The organism is Streptomyces sp. Isolate_45 (assembly GCF_024721315.2).
Lineage (GTDB): Bacteria > Actinomycetota > Actinomycetes > Streptomycetales > Streptomycetaceae > Streptomyces.
Map to the genome: position 1 here is coordinate 1 of NZ_JANFAK020000386.1, position 863 is coordinate 863.

1 protein-coding gene is annotated in these 863 nt (G+C 66.2%); it reads left to right on the plus strand.

Annotated elements, in window-relative coordinates; translation table 11 throughout:
- The first annotated feature begins 41 nt into the window (after positions 1-41).
- Positions 42-850, plus strand: a protein-coding gene (locus NOD94_RS41225) for an IS5 family transposase (protein WP_281211370.1) whose coding sequence is annotated in 2 segments (ribosomal slippage) — positions 42-386 and positions 389-850 — 807 coding nt in all. Because the reading frame shifts where the segments join, the coding sequence is not laid out codon by codon here.
- Positions 851-863: the final 13 nt, after the last annotated feature.

Below are 863 nucleotides of genomic sequence, written 5' to 3' on the forward strand. Positions count from 1 at the left end.
AGAGGTCATCTCATTTGGGCTTCGTGGGTAGGCTGTCAGTCATGGTGGGGATCGTTGAACGGCTGGTGCCGGATGAGTTGTGGGTGCTGTTCCAACGGGTGGTGCCGGAGGCGCCGTCGCGGCCCCAAGGCGGTGGACGCCGCCGGCACGGTGACCGTGAAGTACTGGCCGCGATCGTGTTCGTCGCGACGTCGGGTTGCACCTGGCAGCAGCTGCCCACGGCATCATTCGGCCCCTCGGGGGCGACAGCCCACCGACGGTTCTCCGAATGGAGCAAGGCCCGCGTGTGGGCCAAGCTCCACCGCCTGGTCCTCGACGAACTCGGTGCTCGCGGCGAGCTCGACTGGTCCCGCTGCGCCATCGACTCGGTGAACATGAGGGCCTTGAAAAGGGGGACCTGACAGGTCCGAATCCTGTCGATCGGGGCAAGTACGGCTCGAAGATCCACTTGATCACCGAGCGGACCGGTCTGCCCCTGCCCGTCGCAATCCCGGGCGCCAACCTGCACGACAGCCAGGCCCTCGAGCCCCTCGTCCGCGGCATACCACCCATCCGCTCACGCCGCGGACGCCGACGACGCAAGCCCGGCAAGCTCCACGCGGACAAGGGCTACGACTACACCCACCTGCGACGATGGTTACGCGGACGCGGCATCAAACACCGCATCGCCCGCAGAGGCATCGAGTCCTCACAACGGCTCGGCCGCCACCGATGGGTCGTCGAAAGAACCATGTCCTGGCTCGCCGGCTGCCGACGACTACACCGCCGCTACGAGCGCAAGGCCGAGCACTTCCTCGCCTTCACCAGCCTCGCCTGCACCCTCATCTGCTACCGCCGACTAGCCAAATGAGATGACTTCTTAG